Genomic DNA, 25,953 nt, shown 5'->3' on the forward strand with positions numbered 1-25,953 from the left:
CCCACCTGTGCGGAACCGCCTGTGCCGCCGTCTATCCGTGCGGAGCCGCCCGTGCCGCCGTCCCGTGTGGAGCTGCTCGCGTTGCCTGTCCGTACGGGCTTTCGGCTCGATGGCCGGAGCCGCCCGCGCCGCCCATCCGTGCGGTCTCCCGTCGAGGCCCGCAGCGGATGACGTCGCCCACCCGTCGTGGGCCCCTGTCGCGATGCAGTGGATACGCTTTCCGCGTGGACATCGACGCTTTTGTCAGCGCGCACCGCCCGGTCTGGGACCGCCTTGAGGACTTGATCCGGCGGCGCAGGTCGCTGGACGGCGCCGAGGTCGACGAGTTGGTGGACCTCTATCAGCGGGTCGCCACGCACCTGTCCCAGGTGCGCTCCGCGTCCGCCGATCCGATCCTGGTGGGCCGCCTGTCGGCGCTGGTCGCCCGTGCCCGTTCGGCGGTGACGGGAGCGCACACCCCGGCCTGGCGGGAGTTCATCCGCTTCTTCACGGTCTCCTTCCCGGTGGTCGCCTACCGGGCCCGCTGGTGGTGGCTCGGTACCACCGCCGCGTTCATCCTGGTCTCCACCGTCGTCGCCGTCTGGGTGGCGAGAGATCCCGGCGTTCAGGCGTCGATCGCCACCCCGGCGGAGATCGACCAGCTCGTCAACCATGACTTCGCCGACTACTACTCGGAGCATCCGGCGGCCTCGTTCGCCGGTCAGGTCTGGACCAACAACGCCTGGATCGCGATGCAGATGATCATCATGGCCATCCTGCTCGGCCTGCCGATCCCATACATCCTCTGGCAGAACGCGCTCAACGTCGCCGCCTCCGCCGGGCTGATGGCCTCGCACGGCAAGCTCGACGTCTTCTTCGGCCTGATCACGCCGCACGGCCTGCTGGAGCTGACCGCGGTGTTCCTCGCCGGGGCCGTCGGCATGCGCCTCGGCTGGACGGTCGTCGACCCCGGTACGCGCAAGCGCGGCGAGGCCCTCGCCGAGCAGGGCAGGGCCGTGATGAGCGTGGCCCTCGGCCTGGTCGTGGTGCTGTTCGTCTCCGGCCTGATCGAGGGGCTGGTCACCCCTTCGGGCCTGCCCACCTGGGCCCGCATCGGCATCGGAGTGATCGCCGAGGTCGGCTTCCTCGCCTACGTGATCTTCTTCGGCCGCCGGGCCGTGGCCGCCCAGGAGACCGGGGACCTGGAGCGGGCTCCCGACCTCGCCCCGACCGCCGGTTAGGGCGCGTCCCGGCTCCGGGATCCGCCGGATACGGGGCGAGGGCGTGTTCGCGGTCGATCCCCATGCGGCCGGAGCGTGTCGCCGAAGAACCGGAGCGCGTTCCCAGAAGAAAACGGGTTCCCGGCGGAAAGGGGTGCCTCCGGCCGGAGCCGAGCCGTGCCTCCGGCCGAGGCCGTGCCCCCGGCCGGAGTCGTCCCCCGGCCGAGGGCATCGGGGTCAGAGGCGGCCCGCGGCCTTCAGGGCCAGGTAGGCGTCGGCCAGGGCGGGGGCGATCCGCTCGGGAGAGGCGTCCACGACCTCCACGCCCTGGCGGCGCAGCCGGGTGGTGATCCTGCGCCGGTCGGCGTTCTGGTGCTCGGCCGCCGCGGCGTTGTAGACCAGCTCGGAGGTGCCGCGCCCGGCCGCCATCGCGGCCACCTGCGGGTCGGAGACGGCGGCCAGGAGCACCAGGTGCCGTGAGGACAGCTGGGGAAGCACCGGCAGCAGCCCCTCCTCCAGCGACGCCGAGTTGAGATCGGTCAGCACGACGACCAGGCAGCGCCGCCTGGCACGGGTCATGACGGCCGCGACCATGCCGGCCGGGTCCGCCTCGATCAGCTCGGCCTCGATCGGGGCCATGCTGTTGACCAGCGACGACAGCAGTTCCGTACGGCCGGCGCCGGGGAGCCAGGCGCGCACCGTACGGTCGTAGGCCAGGAAGTCGACCCGGTCGCCGGCGCGGGAGGCCAGCGCGGCCAGCAGCAGCGCCGCGTCCATCGACCAGTCCAGGCGGGGCCAGCCGGGCACGATCGCCGCTCCGCCGTACGGGCCGGAGCGCCGGGGCGTCTCGCCGGCGAGGGGGATCGGGGCCGTGCCCACCCGGCCGGCCGAGGTGCGGCCGGTGTCCAGGACGATCAGCACCCGCCGGTCGCGCTCGGGCCGCCAGGTGCGGACCACGACGTCGTTGCGGCGCGCGGTGGCCCGCCAGTCGATCGAGCGGACGTCGTCGCCGACCACGTACTCGCGCAGCGAGTCGAACTCGGTGCCCTGTCCCCGGACCATCGAGGGATGCTGTCCTTCGAGCTCTCTGAGCCGGGACAGTTTGGCGGGCAGGTGCTTGCGGCTGAGGAAGGGCGGCAGCACCCGGACCGACCACGGCACGCTGTGCGAGCCCTGGCGGGCCGCGATGCCCATCGGACCCAGCGTGCGCACCGTGACCGTGACCGCCTCGCGGTCGCCCCTGCGGGTGGGGGACAGCGTCGTGACGAGGCGGCGGCGCTCTCCCGGGGGCACGTCCAGCGGCAGATGCCGTGGCGTGGCCCCGGCGGAGGGCGGCCAGGAGTCCCTGAGCACGCCCCGGGCCCGGCGGGATCCGGGATTCTCCACGATCAGCTCGACCGTGGCCGACTCGCCGAGCCGTACCAGCCGGTCGCCCGAGCGGGTGAACCGCAGCGGTCGCACGCTCCCCGCCAGCAGCAGGTCGACCGTGACCAGCGCCACGATCAGCAGCGCCACCCCGGCCACGGCCAGTCCCGGCCGGGGGGCGAACAGCACGACCAGGGTGCCCAGCAGGGCCAGCAGCGCGGCCCGTCCTGTCAGCGCCATGGGTCAGCGGGGGACGGGGACGGAGGCGAGGATGGCGTCGATGAGGCCGTCGGCGGTCGCGCCCTCCAGCTCGGCCTCGGGGCGGAGCTGGATCCGGTGCCTCATGGAGGGCCTGGCCAGTGCCTTGACGTCGTCGGGGGTCACGTAGGAGCGGCCGGACAGCCAGGCCCAGGCGCGGGCCCCGGCCAGCAGCGCGGTGGCGCCACGGGGCGAGACGCCGAGCTGGAGCGAGGGCGAGTGGCGGGTGGCCCTGGCGATGTCCACGATGTAGCCGAGCACCTCGGGGCCGACGTGCACCTGGCTGACCGCCGCACGGCCCGCCGCGAGGTCGTCGATGGTCGCCACGGCCTTGATGTGGGACAGGTCGCGCGGGTCGAATCCCAGCGCGTGCCGTTCGAGCACCGTGATCTCCTGGTCGCGGGGCGGCAGCGGCACCGTCAGCTTGAGCAGGAACCGGTCGAGCTGAGCCTCGGGAAGCTGGTAGGTGCCCTCGTACTCGATCGGGTTCTGGGTGGCGGCCACGATGAACGGGTCGGGCAGGCCGTGCGGCGTGCCGTCCACGCTGACCTGACGCTCCTCCATCGCCTCCAGCAGCGCGGCCTGCGTCTTGGGAGGGGTGCGGTTGATCTCGTCGGCGAGCAGCAGGTTGGTGAAGACCGGCCCCTTGCGGAACTCGAACTCCGACGTCTTCGCGTCGTAGATCAGTGAGCCGGTGATGTCACCCGGCATCAGGTCGGGCGTGAACTGCACCCGCTTGAAGTCCAGCGAGAGAGCGGCGGCCAGGGTCCTGACGAGCAGGGTCTTGGCGACGCCGGGCACGCCTTCGAGCAGCACGTGGCCCCGGCAGAGCAGTGCGATCACCATCCCGGTGATCACGGCGTCCTGACCGACGACCGCCTTGGAGACCTCGGCGCGCAGAGCTCCCAGCGCCTCCCGCGCACCGTTCGCGCCGGTCGCGCCGGCCTCGGCTCTGCCGGCGGAGGTCGTCCCCGCGAGCTCGCCGTTCTCCGGTGGTGTGGTCATGAGGTCTCCTTCCCCTGCCCCGGGACCGGAGTGGTTCCGAGGGATCCGCGGATGCTGTGAATTCCGGGGAGTCCGGGGGGCCCGGCTCGCTCGCTCACGACTCTCCAACCTGTCTTTCCAACATGTCCAGAAATGCGGCCAGGGCGACCAGCCCGGCCTCGTCGGCCGGCGGCGGGCCGTACAGGGCCGTGCCCACACGAGCGGCCGCCTGGCCGGTCCTCTCGGCGATCGCGTTGACCGTCGCGTCCGGCCCGGCCGCCGAGGGCAGCCCGAGCCGGGGGGTGATCCGGTCGGCGAAACCTCCGCGAAGGGCGGCGGCGGCCCGGTCACGGGCTCGCCTCGCACGGTAGAGCCTGGCACGGCCCTCGACCGTCTCGGCCGCCCTGACCACGACCGGCAGCCGTTCGGCCACCACCGGGCCGAGCCTGCGGCCTCTCCAGAGCGCCAGCAGGAACACCGCGACGCCTACCTGCACCACGGCCCATTTGACCCCGTTGGGGATCAGGTCGTAGAGACTCGCCTCGCCCGCGGCCTGCGGGACGGACTCGGGGGCCATCAGCCAGATCAGCGTCGGGCGGGCTCCGGCCAGGTTCATCGCCAGCGCGGCGTTGCCGTCCTCGGCGAGCCGCAGGTTGGTCATGAACTCGCCGTCGCCCACGACCGTGACCGTCCGCTCGCCGTCTCGCACGCTGACCAGGGTGGACCCCCCGTCGGCGGGGTAGCAGCCGATCGCCCCTGGGGGCCCGGTGAGGGCCACGCCGCCCATGTAGGCGCTGCCCGCCCTGGTCGCGGCCGGGAGCGCGCACTCGGGTTCGCGGGAACGCGACCGCGCCGACTCTTTGACGGTCACGCCCGGTGCGAGCACGTCCAGATGATTCGCCTCGCCGACCAGGAGCCGGTCGGCGGGCAGCGTGGTGAGCTGCCGGGCCTCGTCCTCGGTGAGGAAGGAGGTGTCGCCGAGCAGCAGCGTGGCGGCCGTGGGACCGCCGGTGGCCACGGGGACGGCCGTACGCGCCTCGGCGACGGAGGTGACCCGCACGACGCGCACGTCCCGCGCTCGCAGCAGCTGGGCCAGGCCCCTGGACCCCGACAGCGAGGTGCCGTCGGGGTCCAGGGGCTTGCCGCCCTGCTGCGAGCCGCTGAACAGCACGGTGACGACGGCGCCGGCGATCACGAGGAGGGCGATCAGCAGGATGCCCCGGCCGCCGCGCCAGAGGCGTCGCGCGGTCGGCGAGACGGAGGTCGACCCCGACTGCGGGGGTGCGGCGAGGCTCAAGACGGGACCGCCTTCGTGGCCGGGCCGAGCGTCGGCCGGGCCGTACGCAGGCGGTCGTCGAGGTCGCGCAGTATCGCGTAGGCCTCGGCGGTGCCCGGCACCTCGCCGTAGGTCACGTCGTCGAACACCCGGGCCGCGGCGGTGAGCTCGGCGGCGAGGCCGGGCAGGGCGCGCCCCGCCTCGGCGGCGAGCTCACCGGCGGTACGGCCGGGCGTGGAGTCGACGATGACGCGGTCTTCCAGGTCGCGGGCGACGGCACGGAGCCGCTCGCGGATCGCCTCGGCCCACCGGCCCTCCGCGGCCAGCCGTTCGGCGGCCTCGCGGTGCTCGGAGGCGGTGCGGCGGTGCTCCCCGAAGATCCCCGTCTGGCGTGCGGTACCTCCTCGGGTGGCCCTGAGCGCGATCATGACCACCGCGACGATCATCGCGATCACGAGCGCGATGAGGATGGCCCGCGCCACCACGCTGCCGGCCACGCCCACGGACGCCTGGTCCAGCAGGTCGTCCAGAAACTGGTTCACGGTACGGGTGACCCGGTCGACCAGCGACTCCTTGGCGTACTCGGACTTGAGCAGCTCCTGGATCGCCGCGCGCCGGGCCTCGCCGCGACCGATGTCGACGGGGTCGAGGAGGGAGATCAGGAGGGAGACCACGGCGATCCCTGACCGGGGTGCCCCGGCTGGACGGGGCCGCCGGGCGTGACGGACGGGTCCCACAGGTCGTCGGCCGTCGCGTGGACCCAGCCCTGGCGCTGCTGCTCGATCGCCGCCGTCTGAAGCACCAGGTCGAACGCCTCGGCGCGCATCCGCCGGTCGGCGTAGAGCAGGCCGTTGACCGCGGCCTGGAACGGGTAGGTGATCATCGCGCCCACGGTGCCGCCGATGGCGAGCAGGACCGCCGTGATGACCTGCGAGCCGGTGGAACCCTGGCCGAAGATGCCGATGAAGCTGGCGGTCAGGGTGAAGGGCAGGGAGATCACCAGGGAGACCAGCCCCGTGATGATCACTGTGAGTATCAGGATGCCGAAGGTCCGCCAGGAACCGCCGGTGACCAGGCGCCAGGACCTGCGCAGGGAGTCGATGACGCCGCGCCGCTCCAGCACCGCGACGGACGCCGAGAGGGCCAGGCGGGTGGTGACGAAGGCGGCGTAGGCGAAGAAGCCCACCATCGCCAGCACACCGACGACCGCCACCGCGAGAACGTCCGCCCCGGACAGGCTCAGCGCGACGAACAGCGCGACGAGCAGGCCCAGCGGCACCAGGAAGAGCAGGGCGCTGATGGCCACCAGCCCGAACAGCGTGGGCACCCGGCTCCGGGTCAGCCGCCAGGCCTCACCGACCGTGATCTTGCCGCCGAAGACCGCGCGGCCCAGTATCCGGGTCAGCACGCCGCTCAGCAGGGTCACCGCGACGAACTGCACGGCGTAGGAGATCAGGCTGCCGCCGTAGTCGGCGAAGCCCACCTCGGGGACGGTCCCGGCCTGCGACGGGTCCCTCAGGGGCGAGGCGGCCGAGCCCAGCACGATGGCCTGGCCGATCGCCACGGGGATCGCACCCAGCACGGCGGCGATCGCGGACAGGCCCAGGACGGCCTTCGGGTTGGAGCGGATCAGCTTGATCGCGCCGTCGAGGATGTCGCCCACGCCGAGCGGGCGCAGCGGGATGATCCCCGGTCGCATCGCGGGGGGCTGCCAGCGTCCGCCGTACTGCTGGCCGTACTGCTGCTGGCCATATTGCTGGCCGTACTGCTGGCCGGGCTGCTCGTACGGCGGGCCCTGCTGGTTGTACGGCTGCTGCGGGGGCGGGCCCTGCTGTCCGGGCTGTCCGGGCTGCCCGGGCTGCCCGGAAGGCGGCCCGGCGGGCGGTGGCGCGCCGGGGCTCTCACCCGGCGCGGTCCACGGCGATCCCGGGGCGTCGCCGTACGGCGGAGGTTGGTTGGGCGCCCAGCCGGAAGGCGTACCGGGAGTCGAGCCGTGACCATCTGACATATCCCAATCCTGGCATGTGGACACACCGATCGTGGTGATCGGGAGATCACGTAGAGATTTCACCCCCCTGGAGATCGACGGGAGATGCCAGAGGGATGGCCGAGAGACCACCGTTTACCGCAGACTGGGGATGTGACCACCTTCGCTTGGCGTCCGCAGTCGCTGAGACCGGAGATGGCTGTACGGGGGCACCACAACACGCTTTACGTTGCATGCACCTAAAATTCGTCATTTGGATGTCCGGTCGTCGGACGGTGTCATCCAGTAGTCGGACAAGGGTAATCTTCGACGACCGAGCGGTTTATCCCAAAAACTCCCAAACTGCGTAAACCGAATGAGGGGCCATGAAAGGACGCGTGCTGGTCGTCGACGACGACGCCGCTCTCGCCGAGATGCTCGGTATCGTGCTGCGCGGAGAGGGTTTCGAGCCTTCCTTCGTCTCCGACGGGGACAAGGCGCTTGACGCCTTCCGTGATACCCGGCCGGATTTGGTCCTGCTTGACCTGATGCTGCCCGGCGCGGACGGCATCGACGTGTGCCGTCGCATCCGGGCCGAGTCCGGTGTGCCCATCGTCATGCTGACCGCCAAGAGCGACACGATCGACGTGGTGCTCGGACTGGAGTCCGGGGCCGACGACTACATCGTCAAACCGTTCAAGCCCAAGGAGCTCGTCGCCCGGGTCCGCGCGCGGTTGCGCCGCACCGACGAGCCCACGCCGGAGATCCTGCAGATCGGCGACATCACCATCGACGTCGCCGGGCACTCGGTCAAGCGGGAGGAGGAGACCATCAACCTCACCCCGCTCGAGTTCGACCTGCTGGTCGCCCTCGCCCGCAAACCGCGTCAGGTCTTCACCCGTGAGGTCCTGCTGGAGCAGGTATGGGGCTACCGCCACGCGGCCGACACCCGCCTGGTCAACGTGCACGTCCAGCGGCTCCGCGCCAAGATCGAGAAGGATCCCGAGCATCCCGAGATCGTCGTGACGGTCCGCGGAGTGGGCTACAAGGCCGGTCCGGCCTAGGCCGGCGCGACCCGTCTCGGACCCGGGATGTCCTCTCCGCCGAAGAAACGCCGACGTCGCACCCTGCGCCAAGTGGCGCGGGGTGTGCGTCGGCGGACGCGCCGTGCCGCAGGAAGCGTGCGCAGGGTCTGGCGGCGCTCCCTGCAACTCCGGGTGGTCACCAGCACGATGGTCATCTCCATCGCGGTGGTCGCCGTGCTCGGCGTCTTCCTCATGCAGCAGATCATCTCGACCACGCTGGAGGCCAAGGAACAGGCGGCGAAGAGCGAGGCGCAGTCCGACAGGAACGCGGTGCTCGGATACCTGAGCCGGCCCGACGCCGACCCTGCCAACCAGCCCGCCGACTCCGGTGAGGCGCTCCAGCAGGGCGGCGGAACCCCCCTCAGCCAGGCGCTCGACGCGCTCGCGCAGCGGGCCGGATCCCGATACTCGGTGATCATCCGTAACGAGAACCGGCCGGGTGAGTCCATCGGCACCACGAACATCGACGAGGCCAGCATCCCGCCGAAGCAGCGCGACGAGATGTTCAAGAAAGCGGTCGGCGAGGACAGCATCTGGTACACCAGGCTCTTCTACAAGGGGCAGGAACCGGTGCAGGGCATGATCATCGGCACTCGCCTCGACACCAGCGGGACCGGCCTCGACGGCGCCTACGAGATCTACCACCTCGTTCCGCTGGACAAGGAGGAGCAGACCCTCTCCTCCGTTCAGCAGAAACTCATCGCCGTCGGCGCGAGCCTGGTGCTGCTGCTGGCCGCGATCGCCTCGCTGGTCACGCGTCAGGTGGTCACACCGGTACGGCTGGCACGGCAGGCCGCCGAGCGGCTGGCCGCCGGACGCCTGGACGAGCGGCTGAAGGTCCGCGGCGAGGACGACCTGGCACGCCTGGCCACCTCCTTCAACGAGATGGCCGCCAACCTGGCATTGAAGATCCACCAGCTTGAGGAGCTCTCCCAGGTCCAGCGGCAGTTCGTCTCGGACGTGTCACACGAGCTGCGCACCCCCCTGACGACCGTGCGCATGGCGGCCGACCTGCTCTACGACGCCCGCGAGGACTTCGACCCGATGGCCTCGCGGTCCGCCGAGCTGATGCAGAACCAGCTGAACCGCTTCGAGTCTATGCTCGCCGACCTGCTGGAGATCAGCCGCTACGACGCGGGCGCGGCCGACCTGGACGTCGACTCCGTGGACGTCAGAGACGTGGTGCTCCGCGCGGTCGCCGACTCCGAGGCGCTGGCCGAGCGTCACTCCACCCGCTTCGACCTGCGTCTGCCGGGCGAGCCCTGCATGGCGGAGATGGACAGCCGCAGGGTCGAGCGCATCCTTCGCAACCTGCTGTTCAACGCGATAGAGCACGGAGAGGGCCGAGAGGTCATCGTCTCGGTCGGCGCGGACAGGGACGCGGTGGCGGTGGCCGTACGGGATCACGGGGTGGGGCTGAAGCCGGGCGAGGAGAACATGGTCTTCGACCGGTTCTGGCGGGCCGATCCGTCCCGCGCGCGGACCATCGGCGGCACCGGGCTGGGGCTGGCGATCTCCCGCGAGGACGCGATCCTGCACGGCGGCTGGCTGCAGGCATGGGGAGTGCAGGGGGAGGGGTCGCAGTTCCGCCTCTCGCTGCCCCGGGTGTCCGGAACCGCGCTGAGAGGCTCACCGCTGCCGCTGGTCCCGCCGGAGGTGGAGATGCGGCGGACATGGCGGGGGCACATGACGCCGATGCTGTTGCCGGCGCTGGCCGACGGGGGACGCGATGTGGACTAGGCCTGGGCACCGAGTGGGAGCGGTGAGCCTGATCATCGTGCTGACCTGGGCGGGAACGGCCTGCTCCGTCATTCCCACGGGAAACAAGCCCATCACCGTCGCGGACGCGCGCAAGGGCAACCCGCTGGGTGATCCGTACGCGCGGGTCATCGCCATGCCGCCGAAGGGCGACTGGTCGCCGGAGAAGGTCGTCACCGGATTCCGGGCCGCGATGGCGAGCCCGGACGATCCCGAGCGTGAGGTCGCGCGCCAGTATCTCACCGACGACTTCGCCAAGCAGTGGAACCCGAAGGGCGATGTGCTGGTCTACGAGCACGGTGAGTACGAGAAGTTCTCGTCCGTGTCCGTGGGGGAGGACAAGGCCAGGGTCACCCTTAAAGGCGACATTACGGCGTATATCGGCCAAGATGGCCGGTATAAACCCAGTGGCGGGCCGCTGAACATGCCCTTCAGCCTTGTCAAGGGGCCGAACGGATGGAGGATCAGCGGAGGGCCCGAAGGGCTGGTGCTGTCGGAGTCCGACGTCGATCACGGCTATCGCCCCGTGGACCTGTACTTCCTGGACTCCGAGTGGAAGGGCCTGGTGATCGACCAGGTCCGGGTGCCGATCGACCCCACCGCGAACTCCGCCAAGACGGCGGTCGAGCGGTTGCTCCAGGGGCCGAGCAGCCTGCTCAAGGGCGCGGTGAAGACGGCCTTCGAGCCGGACACCAAGCTCATCGACGTCACCACCGAGGACAACCGCGTCATCATCAACCTGAACAAGCATGTGGCCTCCGACCTCATCGGTCCGATGGCCGCCCAGCTCGCCGGGACGCTCTCCACGCTCACCAAGGGGGGCTGGGGCTTCAGGGTGGAGGTGAACGGCGAGTCCTACTACTCCGACTCCTCGCTCCAGATCGAGGCACAGGAGCAGTCGGCCTTCGACCACTGGATGACCCCCCGTGACATCGCCCCGTTCTACCTGTCCGACGGGGGCCTGAGACTGCTGACCAGTGAGAAGGTCGGGCAGCCGGTGCCGGGCAGGGCGGGTGAGAAGGATGAGACCCGTACCCATCCGGCGATCAGCGACGAGAAACCCGCGCGGGTGGCGGCGCTCTCGAAGGACGGCAAGAGCATCTCGGTGGCGTCGATCTCCGCGGGAGGCGAGTGGCAGGAATGGGCCACGGGGGAGTCCCTCACGCCGCCCTCCTGGGACCGCTACGACACCCTGTGGACGGTGAACCGGCCCAATGACCACACCTCGGTGGTGATCCGGCACGACCGCTACAACAGGCAGCAGTATCGGGTGGCGGCCCCCGAGCTGGACACGGTCAACGTCAAGTTGCTCAAGATCGCACGGGACGGCGTGCACGTCGCGGTGGTCGTCAACGACGGGGCGGAAGAGCGGGTGTTGATCGGCACGGTCATCGGCCAGGGGAGCGCGACGCGTATCGACAACCTCCAGCCCGTGGTGCAGGGCAAGGCGATCAGGGATATCGCCTGGAACGACGGCAAGAGCCTCTACGTGCTCACCGAGAAGTCCGAGCTGCTGGAGGCCTCGGTCGCCGCGGAGGCCAAGCCGCTGCCCCCCGACCCCCGGATCGACAGCATCACCGCGCTGGACGGCTCGCTGCTGGCCGGCGCGGAGGACAACGGCAAACTGCAGATCCTCTACCGGACCTCCGCCAAGTGGGAGGAGCTGGTCAAGGACGAGGCCGGAAAGCCGGACTTCGTCGAGAACGGTCCAACCTCCCCGGTCTATCCCCTGGGCTGAGGGGGTTTCTCCGGAACGCGGGCCGGCCGTTCGCCCGGGCCGGGACCTTCTCGGAGTTCCCAGGGAATTTCCGTAGAATTCCCGCGGCCCCGGTGGGCCGGCTCCCCGGACCGGGCCGTCCCTTCCGGGGCGTCGGTGGGCCGAGCGCCCCTCTCCGGGCCGCGGAGCCGGGTTTTCTGGCCGGGTTTTCTGTCGGTGGGGCCTGACATCGTGAATGCGTGCCGACCGCTCTGCTCGACCTGCTCCTGCCGCCTCGTTGCGCCGGATGCGACGCACCTGGCGCCCTCGTCTGCTCCCGCTGTGCGGCGGAGCTGCACGGGGAGCCCGCGCACCGCATGCCCGTGCCCTCCCCGCCCGGCCTCCCCGAGTGCTGGTCGGCGGCCGAATACACGGGCGCCGCACGCCGGGCGATCATCGCCTACAAGGAGCGCGGCCGTACGGCCCTCGCCCATCCGCTGGCCGGGGCCCTGGCCCTGACGATCGCCACCGCGGTGGGCGAGCGCCCGGTCACGCTCGTGCCGGTGCCGAGCGCCCGCTCGGCCCTGCGCCGCCGCGGTCACGATCCGGTGACCCGGCTCGCGGACCTGGCGGCCGGATATCTTCGCGCGGCCGGTTGGCCGGTGTCCGTGGAGAAGATCCTCACCCAGCGCCGCCGCATCGCCGACCAGGCGGGGCTGAGCTCGCTCCAGCGGGCCGCGAACCTGTCCTGGGCGTTCACGGTGGCGCCCGGCCGCAACGTGTCTCTGTCGGATCACAGGGGCGTCTTGGGGCCGATCGTGCTGGTCGACGACATCGTCACCACCGGTGCGACGCTCGTCGAGGCCGCCAGAGCGCTACGGGAGACGGGCGTGCCGGTTCCGCTCGCCGCGACCGTCGCTGCGACACGCCGGAGAGATCAAAATAAGCGATCGTGACGGAGGGTGATCGACAAGTAGGTAAACGGCCTCACCGTCAGGACACAAGTCCCTGTCTCGATCATGGTCTTGCGGCTGTTCAACGGATGCGAGCAGCTCTCGGATATGGGGTGTGGGCTTCCAAAGTATCTACCTCCACCCTTCGAAGACCTCGCTGAGAATTACGCAAAGTGATCCTTTGGCCGCTCTCCAGGCTGACATTCGGCCTGGATACGGATAGCGTCTGAGCCATGGCACCCGCTCGGGTCCGTGGTTGCGCCGGACCGACTCCCGTAAGGGGGCCGGCCTGGCTAGCCGATGCCAGCCGCAGGCCAAACGGTCCACGTAAGACGACTTTTTGTCGCTCGATCACGGTGCGGCTTAGAGGTAAGTCCTGCCTTCCCGGGGAGCCAGATGTTCCTCGCCAGAAGAGAAGGGCATGTAGTGGCAAAGAGCTGCGAAACCCTCAGCAGGCGGATGTGGGGACGAAGACCAGGTCGGCCGAGCGGGTGTCGTAGTACCACCGTCGAGATTCGAAGGGGGGCTGTGCATGGAGATCATCGTCAAGGGTCGGCACACCGGAGTGAGTGACCGATTCCGAGACCACGTGAACACCAAGCTGGCCAGGATCGAGCGTTTGGACCATAAGCTCATTCGCGTTGACGTGGAGGTATCCAAAGAAAGCAATCCGCGCATCGTCGACCAGCGTGAACGGGTCGAACTCACCATCCACTCACGAGGGCCCGCCGTGCGGGCCGAGGCCTCGGCGGACGATCGTTTCGCCGCTCTTGACATAGCGCTCGGAAAGCTGGAAGGCAGACTTCGCCGTCTCGCCGACCGGCGGAAGATCCACCATGGCAACCACTGCCCCCCGTCGGTCGCCGAACTGACGGCCACCGCGCTGGCGGAGTCCTTCGAGGCCTCCGCCCCCCTGCCTCGCACCGCGCCTCAGGCGGATCAGGAGGTCGATCACGACCTTCCGGAAGACAAGACGATCATCCCGATCCAGATGGACGGCGACGGGCCGTTGATGATCAGGGAAAAATTCCATGAAGCCGACCCGATAACCATCGACCAGGCGCTCCTCGAAATGGAGCTTGTCGGGCACGACTTCTACTTGTTCCGTGACAAGGAGAGCGGGCAGCCCAGTGTCGTATATCTACGACAAGGCTACAGCTATGGCGTATTGCGACTCGTCGAACCTTGACGGAAGCGTTCGAAGATCCTCTCCGACCAACCCGCGGACCATGAAACCCGTGTAATCATGGCGGTCCAACGGCTCTGGCCCCCCGAGGAGGAGGCGTGACGGAACCCGACGATGCAACCAGCCCCACCGGACGCGGTGACCCCATCCGCGTGTTGATCGTTGACGATCATGCGCTGATCCGCCGCAGCCTGGAAATGGCGCTGGCAGCGGAGGCGGACATCGAGGTGGTCGGTGAGGCGAGCGACGGTCAGGAGGCGGTCGAGCTCGCCGATCGCCTCACCCCCGATGTCATGCTCATGGACGTCCGGATGCCCCGCAGGAGCGGTATCGAGGCCACACGCGCGATCAAGGCCTCGGTGCCGAGCACGCGGATCATCATGCTGACGGTGAGCGACGAGGAGGAGGACCTCTTCGAGGCGATCAAGGCGGGTGCCACCGGTTACCTGCTGAAGAACGTTCAGCTCGACGAGGTCCCCCAGGCCGTGCGCGGCGTTCACGAAGGGCAGTCGCTGATCAACCCGGCGATGGCCGCCAAGCTCATCACCGAGTTCGCGAACATGAGCCGCAAGGAGGCCGAGCGGCCTCCGCAGCTTCCCGTCCCCCGCTTGACAGAGCGGGAGATGGAAGTGCTCCGCCTGGTTGCCAAGGGAATGAACAACCGAGAGATCGCCAAGCAGTTGTTCATCTCCGAGAACACCGTGAAGAACCACGTCCGCAACATCCTGGACAAGCTTCAGCTCCACTCCCGGATGGAAGCGGTCGTCTACGCGGTCCGCGAGCGGATGCTCGAGATCACCTGACAGGCCCGGTGCGGTGACCCTTTTCCGGTCACCGCACCCGGGGCCTGAGGATCAGCGGGCCAGAGCCTGCTGCAGCGACACCGACAGCTGAGGATCCACCCGGTCCACGCGGACGCTGTCACAGCCGACCCAGGCGGCGGCCTCCCAGAGGGCGTCGGCCAGTGACTCGGCGCCCTTGCGCTGGTTGACGCCGGCCTCGAGGCTGACCTGGCGGCCGACGAGGGTGGAGCCCTCGCGGGCCGGATCGACCCTGCCGATCAGCCGGCCCCCGGCCAGGACCGGCATGGTGAAGTAACCGTGGACACGCTTCTCCTTGGGGACGTACGCCTCAAGACGGTGGTTGAACCCGAACACGCGGGCGGTGCGGGCGCGGTCCCAGACCAGGGAGTCGAACGGGGAGAGCAGGGTCGTGCGGTGACGGCCCCGGGGCTCGGTCTCCAGCGCGACGGGGTCGGCCCAGGCAGTGGCTCCGGCGGCTCCGGCGGCTCCGGCGGCTCCGGCGGCTCCGGCGGCCCCGCGGTCGGGCCATCCGGAGACCTGGACAGGGACGAGCCCGCCGGTGCCCTCGAGCAGGCACTGGTCGAGCAGGAGCGCCTGGGGAGCCTTCAGCCGGAGGAAGTCGACGAGGTCGGCGCGGGTGGCCACGCCGAGGGCGCGCCCGGCGATCCGGATCAGGCGGATGACGCACTCGGCGTCGGAGAGCTCTTCGGCCAGGAGATGCTCGGGGACCGCGCGCTCGGCCAGGTCGTAGACGCGGCGCCAGCCGACGCGGCGGGTGCAGACGACGTCACCGGTGTCCAGCAGCCACTCGATGGCGATCTTCGCGTCGGACCAGTCCCACCAGGGACCGCCCTTCTTGGCGCCGCCGAGGTCGGCGGTGGTGATGGGGCCGCTCTCGCGGACCTGCTCCAGGATCTTGTCGACGCTGTCGGGCAGCTCGTGCCAGCGGTATTTCCTGTCGCGGAAATGCCTGCGCCTGAAGGCGTACAGGGGCCAGTCGTCGATCGGCAGGATGCAGGCGGCGTGACACCAGTATTCGAAGGCGGCGGCCGGGTCGTCCCAATATGCCCGCTCGATCTTCTCCCTGCCGACGGCGCCGAGGCGGGCGTACGCGACGAGCTCGTGGGAGCGAGCCAGGACGGAGATCGTGTCGAGCTGGACGGCGCCCAGGCGGCGCAGGGTCGCGGGCGCACCGCCGCGGCGGGCCTCGGCGCCCAGAAACCCCTGGGCGCGCAGGACGATGCGGCGGGCCTCGTCGGCGGAGAGGGTGAGCGTCATGACCGCCTCGGGAGGAAACAGAACATCTGCATGACGCCGAGGCTAACGCGCCACACCGACAAAAACGCTATGCAGGTGTGTGGGTGCCGGGTCTCTGCTGCCCAGATGAGGTAAATATCACGATTCGTCACTCTTCCTGGCTATTGGTCGAGTATGCCTCCATGGCTCTTGCTGTACGGCGTTCGGGGGGCGTCGAGAACGACATCATGGAAGACCCGGAAGGTCAGAAGGAGGATCCCGCCCAGGGCGCAGACGATCGCGCCCATCCAGAACAGGAACCAGTTGGGGCCCAGGCAGAGGGCGACCCCTCCGATGGCGAAGCCCATCAGGATCACGGTCACCGCCAGCCAGGACGAGGCCCTGCCCCCGTGTCCGGCCTGCTGTGTGTCGTCGTAAGTGTCGTCGGCCACGACGGCGTCTCCTCTTCGGCACAGCGACACGCCCGCGTGTCGATTTCATCGCGGGCGTGATAAAGGAGTCATACCCCCTGAATCTGCCCGTACTCTCTCAAAGAAGAGGGCAAGGAACTCTATGGACGGCAAGAGCGTCTTTCAGGGTGGCTGTGTCTGGTGGCGGAACCGCCTACGATGGCAGCGGAGAACCATGTCTCGTCCTCAACCGGGCCCGTCCGGCCGTGGAAGACCTGCGAGGAGCTTTACCTAAAGTGCCAGCCTTTCTCGATAAGATTCTTCGCGCAGGCGAAGGCAAGCTTCTGCGTAAGCTCAAGCGGATCGCCGACCAGGTCAACTCCATTGAAGACGACTTCACGAGCCTGACCGACGCCGAGCTCCGCGCGCTCACCGCCGAATACAAGCAGCGTTACGCCGACGGCGAGTCCCTCGACGACCTGCTTCCCGAGGCCTTCGCCACCGTTCGCGAGGCCTCCCGGCGCGTGCTGAGCAAGCGCCCCTACGACGTGCAGATCATGGGTGGGGCCAACCTGCACATGGGCAACATCGCCGAGATGCGCACCGGTGAGGGCAAGACCCTCACGTGTACGTTGCCCACCTACCTCAACGCCCTCGCCGGCAAGGGCGTCCATGTCATCACGACAAACGACTACCTCGCCAAGCGTGACGGCGACGACATGGGCCGGATCCACCGCTTCCTCGGTCTCGAGGTCGGCGTGATCCTGGCGAACATGCCGCCCGACGAGCGCCGCAAGCAGTACAACGCGGACATCACCTACGGCACGAACAACGAGTTCGGCTTCGACTACCTGCGCGACAACATGGCCTGGTCGCTGGAGGAGTGCGTCCAGCGCGGCCACCACTTCGCCGTCGTCGACGAGGTCGACTCGATCCTCATCGACGAGGCCAGGACGCCGCTGATCATCTCCGGTCCCGGAGAGCAGTCCGGCAAGTGGTACGCCGAGTTCGCCAAGATCGTCCCCCGTCTCCGCAAGGGCACCGAGGGCAAGGACGGCGAGGAGAACACCGGCGACTACGTCGTCGACGAGAAGAAGCGCACCGTCGGCATCTTCGAGTCGGGCGTGGAGAAGGTCGAGGACTGGCTCGGCATCGACAACCTCTACAAGCCCGAGCACACCCACCTGGTCGGCTATCTCAACAACGCGTTGAAGGCCAAGGAGCTCTACAAGAAGGACAAGGACTACATCGTCGTCGACGGTGAGGTCCTGATCGTCGACGAGTTCACCGGTCGAGTCCTGCACGGGCGCCGTTACAACGAGGGCATGCACCAGGCCATCGAGGCGAAGGAAGCCGTCAAGATCAAGGACGAGAACCAGACTCTCGCCACGATCACGCTCCAGAACTACTTCCGTCTCTACGAGACGCTCTCCGGCATGACCGGTACGGCGGCCACCGAGGCCAACGAGTTCCACCAGACCTACAAGCTGGGCGTCGTCCCGATCCCGACCAACATGCCGATGATCCGCAAGGACCAGGCCGATGTGGTCTACAAGAGCGAGGACGCCAAGTTCCAGGCGGTCGCCGAGGACATCAAGGAGCGCTACGACCGGGGCCAGCCGGTCCTGATCGGCACCACGAGCGTGGCGAAGTCCGAGCGCCTGTCCAAGGAGCTCAAGCGCAGGGGCATCCAGCACGAGGTCCTCAACGCCAAGAACCACGCGCGTGAGGCGGCGATCATCGCCGAGGCGGGCCGTAAGCACGCGGTCACCGTGGCCACCAACATGGCCGGTCGAGGCACCGACATCATGCTCGGCGGCAACCCCGACTTCCGTGCCGACCTGGAGCTGCGCAGTCGCGGCCTCGATCCGGCCGAGACTCCGGAGGAGTACGACAAGGCCTGGGGCGAGGCGCTCGAGAAGGCCCGTACGGCGGTGCAGGCCGAGCACGACGAGGTCACCGAGCTCGGCGGCCTCTACGTCCTGGGCACCGAGCGGCACGAGTCGCGGCGCATCGACAACCAGCTCCGCGGCCGGTCCGGACGCCAGGGTGACCCGGGCGAGTCGCGTTTCTACCTCTCGCTCGAAGACGACCTCATGCGCCTGTTCAACTCGGCCAGGGTCGAGATGATCATGACGCGCCTGAACATCCCGGATGACGTCCCGATCGAGTCGGGCATCGTCTCCAAGGCCATCGCCTCCGCCCAGCACCAGGTCGAGCAGCAGAACTTCGAGATCCGCAAGAACGTTCTGAAGTACGACGAGGTCATGAACCGCCAGCGCAAGGTGATCTACGCCGAGCGTCACCAGGTGCTGGAGGGCGCGGACCTGCACGAGCAGATCCGCGGCTTCATCAACGACGTGATCGACGAATACGTCGCGGGTGCCACGGCCGAGGGCTTCGCCGAGGAGTGGGATCTCGACAAGCTGTGGAAGGCGCTCGGCCTGCTCTACCCGATCACCCTCACCGTCGGCGGGCTCATCGAGGAGGCCGGCGGTCGCGAGGACCTCACCGCCGAGATGCTCGGCGAGCGGGTGAAGGCCGACGCGATGGCCGCCTACGACCATCGCGAGGAGGAGCTCGGCGCCGAGGCCATGCGCGAGCTGGAGCGCAGGGTCATCCTGTCGGTCCTGGACCGCAAGTGGCGCGAGCACCTCTACGAGATGGACTATCTCCAGGAGGGCATCGGCCTGCGCGCGATGGCGCAGCGCGACCCGCTGATCGAATATCAGCGCGAGGGCTTCGAGATGTTCGCCCAGATGCTCGAGGGCATCAAGGAGGAGTCGGTCGGTTACCTGTTCAACCTCGAGGTCGAGGTACAGAGCAACCCGATCGTCGAGGAGCACGACCACGCCCACGATCACGCCGATGAGGACGCGTCGATCGCGGAGACCCGTTCGATCATCGCCCGCGGTCTGCGCGGCCCGGATCGTCCCGCCGAGCTGCAGTACACCGCACCTGGTGAGAGCGGCGAGGTGGAGCACACCCGGGTGAGCACCAAGGCCGAGCGCGACGCGTACGGCAACGTCGAGCGCAACGCCCCGTGCCCCTGCGGCTCGGGTAAGAAGTACAAGCGCTGCCACGGCGACCCCAAGCACGTCGAGGTCTGATCGCTGACCGGAGGGCCCGCACAATGTGCGGGCCCTCCGGCTTTTCACGATGGTCCCCATCCGGCGGCCGATCCGGTCTTCGCCCGGCATGGCGTCCGCCTGGCGCGCTCCGGCACGGCGTCCGCCCGGTACGGTCCGGCATCGGGGCCGGTGCGATTCGATCCGGTGCGAGGTCGGGCGCGGATCCGGCCCGATGTGTGGTCCGGCGCGGTCCGGCACTGTGCGCGGTCAGGGCCGGCGCGGCGTGCGGTCGGGCGTCGTCTCGAAGTCGGTGCACAGCCACTGCACGCCCCGGCGCTCCAGCCTCAGCGCCAGCACCCTCGACCGGTCGTCGCCGTGCACCAGGACGCACATCTCCACCACTCCGTCCTCGGGCTGCGACACGTGGAGCCTGCCTGCCCGCAGCGGGTGCACGGAGTTGATGATCTTCCCGCTCCGTACCAGCTCGGCGTGGGCTCGGTTGGTCATGTGGCAGGAGACGCTCGAAGGCGGGCGCCTGCCGGACAGGATCTCGGCGACGGCCTGCGCGAGGGCCCGTAGCCGCCGCTCGTCGGGGACCGCGCCCGGCGGTCCCCAGATCAACGGGCGCTGGACCTGGGGCTCGCTCGGCTCAGGCTCGAAGGCGAGGGCGAGCGCCCCCTGGATGTACGGCGGGGCGGCGGGGACGTCCCTGGCCGGACGGTCGTCGTCGTAGGGCGGCTCGGCCGAGGGGAACGGCGCGATCCGGGGGAGCGGTAACGGCCGTGGAAGGGGCGACATGGCAACTCCGATGGTGGTCGGCGAAATCTGACACCTCTAGGAGTTTCCGGCTCCCTGTCCAGATACGTCGCCCGCCAACTTCCTCGAATTTCCGGCCGCTTCGCCCGGTTGGGAAGAGAAAGTGACCTCGGGTTGGAGCGGTTCGCATCCGTGGGGGAACGGATTCCGGCCTAAGTCGTGGTCTCCGGCGGACAGCCGAAATATCGCTCCGGAGCCGGGCGGCCCGCTGCCGGGAGCATGTTCGGGAATCGGGCGGCCCGATGACCTGATCGTCTTCAGGGGCCAGGCGAGGCGTGCTCGGGGGTCAGGTAGCCCGATGCCCGAATTGTGCTCAGGAGCCGGACGGCCCGGTGTCCGGGCCGTTTCCCCTCCCGTTTCCTAATCCTTCGGATCCCCTCTGCGGACCGGTGGGCGGTCCGCCGGCGCCGGCCGTGCCGGACGAGGCGTCGGTCTCCCCGGGCTCGCGACCGGGGGTGGCGAGGTTCAGCTTCCTGATCAAAATCGTGAAGACCAGGTAGTAGACGACGAAGTAGACCAGTCCGAAGCCGATGATCAGGCCGAGTCTGTGGGTGTTGGATTTGCCCGCGTTGAGCAGCATGTCGATGGCACCCCCGGAGAAGGTGAACCCGAGCCGGGCTCCCAGCTCTGCCATCAGGGCCATCGACAGCCCGGTGAGCAGGGCGTGCACCGCCAGCAGCGCGGGTGCCACGAAGATGAAGGCGAACTCGATCGGCTCGGTGATGCCGGTGACGAAGGAGGTGAGACCGGCCGAGAGCATGAGGCCGCCGACGGTCGTGCGCCTGTGGGGCGGGGCGGCCCGCCAGATCGCGAGGGCGGCCCCGACCAGGCCGAACATCATCACGGGGAAGAAGCCGGTCATGAAGATGCCGGCGCCGTCCTGACCCGCGAAGTAGCAGTTCAGGTCACCCGTGGCGTCTCTGGTGGCACCGTCGACACCGGCCCTGCACGCGGGGAGGGTGAACCAGACGATCGTGTTCAGGAAGTGGTGCAGGCCGATCGGGATGAGCAGGCGGTTGGCCACGCCGTAGACGCCCGCGCCGACGGTGCCGTGGAGGGACAGCCAGTCGCCCATCGTGACCAGCCAGTCTCCGATCGGCCGCCAGACCAGGCCGAAGACCACGCCGAGGAGCAGCGCGACGACGGCGGTGATGATCGGGACGAACCTGCGGCCGCCGAAGAAGGCGAGCCAGGAGGGAAGCCTGATCCGGTGGTACCGCCCCCAGAGCAGGGCGGTGACGATGCCGATGACGATGCCACCCAGGACCCCCGTGGGGTTCTGCGTGCCGAGGTCGAGGTAGGGGGTGGGTTGCCCGCCGGGACCCACGACGGTCAGCGCGACCTTCTTGTAGACCGCGGAACCGGCCGGGGCGGCGAAGAACAGGGTCCTGGCGACCCGGTCGAAGACGAGGTAGCCGACCAGCGCGGCGAGCGCGGTGGAGCCGTCGGACCTGCGGGCGAACCCGATCGCGACGCCGATCGCGAACAGCAGCGGCAGGTTGTCGAACAGGGCGCCGCCCGCGGCGGCGAAGACGCTCGCCACCTGGTCGAGGAAGGCGTTGTCGGTCCGGCCGAGCAGATCCTCCTGGCCGACTCTGAGCAGGAGCCCGGCGGCGGGCAGCACCGCGATCGGCATCGTCAGGGAGCGCCCGACCCGCTGGAGAACCCCGAAGACCGACGACCACGCGGACGGCCCGCGCCCTACCGCTGCCGTGCTCATCCCGGGGCCCCCGCTTGTCGTCAGGCGCGGGGGATGGATGGGTGTCTATCACCCGGCGTGACGGATGCACAAGCACAGGGGAACGGCGGCGAGGCGGCCTCCTGCCGCGCGAGCCGTTCAGGCCGGCGTGACGGGCGGAGCGGTGGCCGGCGTGGCAGGCGGAGGGGCGTGCGGTGTGACAGGTGGTGCGGCGGGCGGAGCGGTGGCCGGCGTGGCGGGCGGAGGGGAGTCCGGTGCGGCGGGCGGAGGGGTGGCCGACGTGCCGGACTCGACGTCGGGCTCGGGTTCCCGGCCGGGGGTCATGATGTTCAGCTTCCTGATCAGGAAGCTGAATCCGGCGTAGTAGATCACCGAGTAGATCAGGCCCATCACGATGATGATCGGAACGCCCTGGGCGTTGGGGGCGGTGCCGTACAGGACGAGGTCGATCAGTCCCGAGGAGAAGCTGAAGGCGAGTTTGGCGCCCAGGGCGGAGGCGATCGCGAGGGAGATGCCGGTCAGGACGATGTGGACCACGAACAGCATCGGGGCCACGAAGATGAAGGCGAACTCGATCGGCTCGGTGATCCCGGTGAGGAACGCGGTGAGCGCGGCGGAGATCATGATCGAGCCGACCGCGGTACGGCGGTGCGGCGGTGCGGCCCGCCAGATGGCGATGGCCGCGGCGGGCAGGCCGAACATGAGGACCGGGTACAGCCCGGCCTCGAAACCCCCGTAGCCCATGGCGCCGTGGTTGAAGCAGACCAGGTCGCCGGCGAGCTGCTTGCCGTCGACCACGCACTCGGGCACCTGGGTCCAGATCACGTTGTTGACGATGTGATGCAGGCCCAGCGGGAGCAGCGCGCGGTTGACCATGCCGTAGATCCCGGCGCCGACGACGCTGTTCTCGGCGAGCCAGGTGCCGAAGGCGCGGAGCCATCCACCGATGATCGGCCAGATGAAGCCGAAGACCACGCCGAGGACCAGCCCGGTGAAGGCGGTGAGGATCGGCACGAGGCGGCGGCCGCTGAAGAAGGCCAGCCAGGTCGGCAGTTTGGTGCGGTAGAACCGCTGCCAGAGCATCGCGGAGACGAGGCCCATGACGATGCCGCCGAGCACCCGCGTCGGATTCTGCGCCCCGAGGTTGAGCACCACGTCGGGGACGCCGGGGTGAGCCGCGTTGAACACCTCCGTGGTGATCGACTTCTTCAGCTTGTCGTCGAACAGGTTGAAGAACATGGTCATGCTGACGGCGTGGAAGACCAGGTAACCGGCGAGCGCGGCGAGCGCGGTGGAGCCGTCGGCCTTGCGGGCGAACCCGATCGCCACCCCGATCGCGAACAGGATGGGGAGGTTGTCGAAGAGCGTTCCCCCCGCGGTGCCGAGGACGTGGGCCACGTTGTCGAGCAGGGCGTTGTCGGTCCGGCCCACGAGGTCGTCCTGGCCGAGCCGGAGTAGCAGGCCCGCGGCGGGCAGGACCGCGATCGGCAGCATGAGGGAGCGTCCCAGGCGCTGGAGCACGCTCATCACGGCGAATCCAGGCGGGGACGCGGCGGGAAGACCCGCGTCCGCTGAGGGGGGACTCATCGGACTTTCCTCCAGTGGGTGGGGGAGGGAGGAGGTCAGGTGCCTTCGAAGGTGGGAGAAGGATAGGCCAGGAGCCCTCGGGGGAGCGAGGCCAGGTGCCTTCTGAGGACGAGAAGGTCCGATCGGGGGCGGGGGCCCATGCCTTCGAGGGCGGAAGGCCCGGTTGGGGCGGGGGCCGAGGCACTGGAGGAGCGGAAAGGTCCGGTTGAGGGGCGAGGGAGCCGATGCCTTCGAGGGCGGGAGAGAAGGGAGCCGATGCCTTCGAGGGGTGGGAAGGTCCGGCCGGGGGTTCGATGCTTTCGGCGGCGGTGGGGGAGGGATCAGGTGCGGCGGGTCGGTATCTCCAGGATCGTACGGAGCTGATAGCGGTCGGCGCGGTAGGTGGAGACCCCGAGTTCCGCGCAGACGCCTCCGGCGAAGGAACGCCGCTGGAGCAGCAGCACCGCTCCGCCACGCGACAGCTTCAGCAGGTCGGCGTCGCCGGGATCGGCGATGCCGCCGTCGATGGTGAGCTCACCCGCGTCGAGCACCAGGCCGTAGCGGGTCTCGAGCAGGGCGTAGAGGGAACGGCCCGTCAGGTCGTGGGTGTCGAGGTCGGGCGCGAGGGAGACGGGGATGTGGGCCCGCTCGATGCACATGGGCTCGTCGGCCGCGGTCCGCAGCCGTTCGATGAAGTGCACCTCGTCTCCGGGCTGGATGCCGAGCTCCCTGGCGAGGTGCGCGCTGGCCCTGACCACCCGGCGGTCCAGGTCGCGGGAGCCGGGCTCCATGCCCCGGGCACGCATCTCGTCGCTGAAGGAGGTCAGCCGCAGGGCCATCTCTATCTTGGGGCGGGCCACGAAGGTGCCCTTGCCCGCGACACGCTGCAGCCTGCCCTCGGAGACCAGGTGGTCGACCGCCTGCCGTACCGTCATACGGGACAGGCCGAAGCGCTGGCAGAGTTCGCGCTCAGACGGGATCGCGGTGCCGATCGTCAGCTCGTTGCTCTCGATGAGGTCGAGCAGGATCTCCCGAAGCTGGAAGTACTTCGGCACCGGACTGTCCGGATCGATCTGGGCCACGGGATCCTCTCCTCTCGATCTGAGATGTACTGATGAGTTATGGTTCGTACTGGTCTAGTCCGGACTAGACCACAGGCCGGAAAAGAGTGTCAATGTACGGACCGGCGACGGATGGATAACGGCCCGGTCTCGTCCGTTCGAACCAAAGGATGAGCCCAGATGACGACCAAGATGCGCAGCGAGATCGCCGAGCAGCCTGCTGCGTTGCGAGCCACGCTGGACGCCCTTCTTCCCAGGGTCGGGGAGGTGGAGCGGCTCGCGGGGCAGACTCGTCAGCTGTTGTTCATCGCCCGTGGCACCTCTGACAACGCCGCAGTCTACGGCCGCTACCTGGCTGAGGCCCACACGGGCCGCCTGTCCACCCTCGCCGCCCCCTCCATCGCCACGACGTACAAGCGCAGGCTGGACCTCGACGGCGTGCTGGCCGTCGCGCTCTCCCAGTCGGGCAGGACCGAGGAGATCGTCGAGACCCTCGCCTGGGCCAAGGACTGCGGGGCCAGGACCGTGGCCATCACCAACGGCGGCGAGCAGAGCCCTCTGGCGCAGGTCGCGGACCTCGCCCTGTGCACGCTCGCGGGGGAGGAGAAGGCCGTTCCGGCCACCAAGACCTACACCACCCAGCTCGCCGCGCTGGCCGTGCTCGGCCTCGGCCTGGGCGCGGACGTCAACGCCGACGACCTGCAGCGCGTGCCGGACGCCGTCGAGAAGCTGATCACGGACCCGGGCGACCTGGAGGCGATCGTCGAGGGGCTGGCGGACAAGCCGGGCGTCGTGGTCTCCGGCCGCGGCCTGGCCTTCTCCACCGCGCTCGAAGTCGCGCTCAAGCTCAAGGAGGCGTGCTACCTGCACGCCATGGGCCTGTCCTACGCAGACCTCCTGCACGGCCCGATCGCCGTGGTCGACGCCGACACCCCGGCCATCCTGGTCGCGGCCGGCGAGGGCCCGACCCTGGCCGGCACCGTGGCGCTCGCCGAGCGGGTCACCGGTGCGGGCGCCTCAGCCTTCACCGTCGGCGGCGGCCCCGCTCTCTCCAGGGTCTCCACCGCCGCGCTGAACGGCCCCGACCTCCCCGAATGGGTCGCCCCGCTGGGGCTCATCGTCCCCGGGCAGCTGCTGACCGAGGCCCTCGCCCGCAGGCTGGGCATCGACCCCGACGCGCCCCGAGGTCTCAACAAGGTGACTCAGACCGACTGATCGTCCGGAGTCGTTTAGCCTGGTCGTGGCTCTGCGAACATGACCGATTACGACTGGAGGCCGACATGGCGGCTGATGCTGACGCGATCATCGCTGGACTCGGTGGTGCGAGCAACATCATCGAGATCGAACCGTGCATCACCCGGCTCCGCACCGAGGTGCGCGACGCCTCCAAGGTCGATCAGGCGGCGCTCAAGGCAGCCGGTGCGCACGGGGTGATGGCCGCGGGCAACGTCGTCCAGGTGGTGGTCGGCCCCGAGGCGGACACGATCGCCAGCGACATCGAGGACATCATCGGCTGAGCCGGCCACGGCCGTCCCCGTCCACCCGGATGGGGACGGCCGTGGGAC

General features: G+C 69.4%; 21 protein-coding genes. 10 read left to right on the forward strand and 11 right to left on the reverse strand.

Annotation, left to right across the window (positions count from 1 at the left end):
- Nucleotides 1-224: 224 nt before the first annotated feature.
- Nucleotides 225-1,220 (forward strand): stage II sporulation protein M, encoded by a 996-nt coding sequence (locus tag DKM19_RS05415; RefSeq protein ID WP_110694755.1) that lies wholly within the window; start codon nucleotides 225-227, stop codon nucleotides 1,218-1,220.
- A 216-nt stretch (nucleotides 1,221-1,436) separates the two neighbouring features.
- Here the strand turns inward: DKM19_RS05415 and DKM19_RS05420 are convergent, their stop codons facing one another.
- The 5 genes from DKM19_RS05420 to DKM19_RS05440 all read right to left on the reverse strand — a co-directional run bounded on the left by DKM19_RS05420 (nucleotide 1,437) and on the right by DKM19_RS05440 (nucleotide 7,090).
- The gene (locus DKM19_RS05420) at nucleotides 1,437-2,804 is read right to left on the reverse strand and encodes a DUF58 domain-containing protein (RefSeq protein ID WP_110694756.1); all 1,368 of its coding nucleotides are present in this window, start codon (nucleotides 2,802-2,804) and stop codon (nucleotides 1,437-1,439) included.
- 3 nt (nucleotides 2,805-2,807) lie between these two features.
- A complete protein-coding gene (locus tag DKM19_RS05425) occupies nucleotides 2,808-3,827 on the reverse strand; it encodes a MoxR family ATPase (RefSeq protein WP_239514095.1) in 1,020 nt (339 codons plus the stop codon).
- A gap of 94 nt (nucleotides 3,828-3,921) precedes the next feature.
- A complete protein-coding gene (locus DKM19_RS05430; protein WP_204358666.1) occupies nucleotides 3,922-5,103 on the reverse strand; it encodes a DUF4350 domain-containing protein in 1,182 nt (393 codons plus the stop codon).
- Nucleotides 5,100-5,756, reverse strand: coding sequence for a DUF4129 domain-containing protein (locus DKM19_RS05435; protein WP_239514096.1), 657 nt, complete (start codon nucleotides 5,754-5,756; stop codon nucleotides 5,100-5,102). The genes DKM19_RS05430 and DKM19_RS05435 overlap by 4 nt, the downstream gene beginning before the upstream one ends.
- Nucleotides 5,741-7,090 carry a hypothetical protein gene (locus DKM19_RS05440; RefSeq protein WP_110694757.1) on the reverse strand — a complete coding sequence of 450 codons (1,350 nt, stop codon included), beginning with the start codon at nucleotides 7,088-7,090 and terminating at the stop codon, nucleotides 5,741-5,743. The genes DKM19_RS05435 and DKM19_RS05440 overlap by 16 nt, the downstream gene beginning before the upstream one ends.
- 344 nt (nucleotides 7,091-7,434) lie before the next feature.
- Between DKM19_RS05440 and mtrA the strand changes: the two genes are divergently transcribed.
- From mtrA to DKM19_RS05470, 6 genes are all read left to right on the forward strand, one after another.
- On the forward strand, nucleotides 7,435-8,112 hold the full coding sequence (gene mtrA / locus DKM19_RS05445) for an MtrAB system response regulator MtrA (RefSeq protein ID WP_030907316.1): 678 nt from the start codon (nucleotides 7,435-7,437) through the stop codon (nucleotides 8,110-8,112).
- Nucleotides 8,113-8,139: 27 nt separating this feature from the next.
- Nucleotides 8,140-9,873 (forward strand): MtrAB system histidine kinase MtrB, encoded by a 1,734-nt coding sequence (gene mtrB, locus DKM19_RS05450; protein WP_110694758.1) that lies wholly within the window; start codon nucleotides 8,140-8,142, stop codon nucleotides 9,871-9,873.
- A 22-nt stretch (nucleotides 9,874-9,895) separates the two neighbouring features.
- Complete coding sequence (locus DKM19_RS05455) at nucleotides 9,896-11,629, forward strand: LpqB family beta-propeller domain-containing protein (RefSeq protein WP_162641311.1); 1,734 nt, start codon at nucleotides 9,896-9,898, stop codon at nucleotides 11,627-11,629.
- Nucleotides 11,630-11,847: 218 nt separating this feature from the next.
- Complete coding sequence (locus tag DKM19_RS05460; RefSeq protein ID WP_110694760.1) at nucleotides 11,848-12,543, forward strand: ComF family protein; 696 nt, start codon at nucleotides 11,848-11,850, stop codon at nucleotides 12,541-12,543.
- Nucleotides 12,544-13,072: 529 nt separating this feature from the next.
- Nucleotides 13,073-13,729: a ribosome hibernation-promoting factor, HPF/YfiA family gene (gene hpf / locus DKM19_RS05465; protein ID WP_110694761.1), complete on the forward strand. Its 657-nt coding sequence runs from the start codon at nucleotides 13,073-13,075 to the stop codon at nucleotides 13,727-13,729.
- A gap of 95 nt (nucleotides 13,730-13,824) precedes the next feature.
- Complete coding sequence (locus tag DKM19_RS05470) at nucleotides 13,825-14,529, forward strand: response regulator transcription factor (protein ID WP_110694762.1); 705 nt, start codon at nucleotides 13,825-13,827, stop codon at nucleotides 14,527-14,529.
- A gap of 51 nt (nucleotides 14,530-14,580) precedes the next feature.
- Here DKM19_RS05470 and DKM19_RS05475 read toward each other — a convergent pair whose 3' ends face one another.
- Both DKM19_RS05475 and DKM19_RS05480 read right to left on the reverse strand, forming a co-directional pair.
- The gene (locus DKM19_RS05475; RefSeq protein WP_110694763.1) at nucleotides 14,581-15,807 is read right to left on the reverse strand and encodes a winged helix-turn-helix domain-containing protein; all 1,227 of its coding nucleotides are present in this window, start codon (nucleotides 15,805-15,807) and stop codon (nucleotides 14,581-14,583) included.
- Nucleotides 15,808-15,947: 140 nt separating this feature from the next.
- The gene (locus DKM19_RS05480) at nucleotides 15,948-16,217 is read right to left on the reverse strand and encodes an HGxxPAAW family protein (RefSeq protein WP_110694764.1); all 270 of its coding nucleotides are present in this window, start codon (nucleotides 16,215-16,217) and stop codon (nucleotides 15,948-15,950) included.
- A gap of 254 nt (nucleotides 16,218-16,471) precedes the next feature.
- On the opposite strand from DKM19_RS05480, the gene secA reads away from it, so the two are divergent.
- A complete protein-coding gene (gene secA / locus DKM19_RS05485; RefSeq protein ID WP_110694765.1) occupies nucleotides 16,472-19,285 on the forward strand; it encodes a preprotein translocase subunit SecA in 2,814 nt (937 codons plus the stop codon).
- A gap of 228 nt (nucleotides 19,286-19,513) precedes the next feature.
- On the opposite strand, the gene DKM19_RS05490 is transcribed toward secA, so the two are convergent.
- From DKM19_RS05490 to DKM19_RS05505, 4 genes are all read right to left on the reverse strand, one after another.
- On the reverse strand, nucleotides 19,514-20,044 hold the full coding sequence (locus tag DKM19_RS05490) for an Rv3235 family protein (protein ID WP_110694766.1): 531 nt from the start codon (nucleotides 20,042-20,044) through the stop codon (nucleotides 19,514-19,516).
- Nucleotides 20,045-20,375: 331 nt separating this feature from the next.
- The gene (locus DKM19_RS05495) at nucleotides 20,376-21,782 is read right to left on the reverse strand and encodes a PTS transporter subunit EIIC (protein WP_110694767.1); all 1,407 of its coding nucleotides are present in this window, start codon (nucleotides 21,780-21,782) and stop codon (nucleotides 20,376-20,378) included.
- Nucleotides 21,783-21,899: 117 nt separating this feature from the next.
- Nucleotides 21,900-23,348, reverse strand: coding sequence for a PTS transporter subunit EIIC (locus DKM19_RS05500; RefSeq protein WP_239514097.1), 1,449 nt, complete (start codon nucleotides 23,346-23,348; stop codon nucleotides 21,900-21,902).
- Between the two features lie 320 nt (nucleotides 23,349-23,668).
- Nucleotides 23,669-24,409 (reverse strand): GntR family transcriptional regulator, encoded by a 741-nt coding sequence (locus DKM19_RS05505; RefSeq protein WP_089212393.1) that lies wholly within the window; start codon nucleotides 24,407-24,409, stop codon nucleotides 23,669-23,671.
- A gap of 159 nt (nucleotides 24,410-24,568) precedes the next feature.
- Here DKM19_RS05505 and DKM19_RS05510 point away from each other — a divergent pair, with 159 nt between their 5' ends.
- Complete coding sequence (locus DKM19_RS05510) at nucleotides 24,569-25,603, forward strand: SIS domain-containing protein (RefSeq protein WP_110694768.1); 1,035 nt, start codon at nucleotides 24,569-24,571, stop codon at nucleotides 25,601-25,603.
- Nucleotides 25,604-25,668: 65 nt separating this feature from the next.
- Entirely contained in the window at nucleotides 25,669-25,905 is a 237-nt protein-coding gene (locus tag DKM19_RS05515; protein WP_110694769.1) for a glucose PTS transporter subunit EIIB, read from the forward strand.
- The last annotated feature ends 48 nt before the right edge of the window (nucleotides 25,906-25,953 follow it).

Origin of the sequence: Streptosporangium sp. 'caverna', from assembly GCF_003203775.1 — a bacterium.
GTDB lineage: Bacteria > Actinomycetota > Actinomycetes > Streptosporangiales > Streptosporangiaceae > Streptosporangium > Streptosporangium subroseum.